Origin of the sequence: Pseudoalteromonas sp. GW168-MNA-CIBAN-0100 (assembly GCF_040309225.1) — a bacterium.
GTDB classification, from domain to species: Bacteria; Pseudomonadota; Gammaproteobacteria; order Enterobacterales; family Alteromonadaceae; genus Pseudoalteromonas; species Pseudoalteromonas arctica.
Genome location: NZ_JBEOOL010000370.1, coordinates 1 through 305, shown reverse-complemented (window position 1 = coordinate 305; position 305 = coordinate 1). Strand labels below are relative to the sequence as shown.

Here is a 305-nt window from a genome sequence, read left to right as displayed (position 1 = left end):
ACCCTATATTAAAAAAGCAGCTTAACTAAGCTGCTTTTTTGTGTTTAAAGTACCAACAATGTACTGCTATAAAAATATAGCGCTCACCTGAAATAGTTTTTCTACAATATTAATGTGCTTTTTATCAATTAAGAACATGATGACATGGTCGCCCGACATAATAATGGTATCGTCGTGGGCAATAAGCACGTCGTCGTTACGTACTACAGCACCAATAGTAGTACCTGCTGGGAGTTTTATATCCCTTACAGTTCGGCCAACTACTTTAGATGTATTTTCATCACCATGGGCAACAGCTTCAATAG

General features: G+C 37.4%; 1 protein-coding gene. It reads right to left on the bottom strand.

The window, feature by feature from the left end; translation table 11 throughout:
- Nucleotides 1–66: 66 nt before the first annotated feature.
- Nucleotides 67–305, bottom strand: a 239-nt coding sequence (locus AAEY62_RS21535; RefSeq protein ID WP_350636428.1) for a TrkA C-terminal domain-containing protein, incomplete at its 5' end; no start/stop codon positions are given.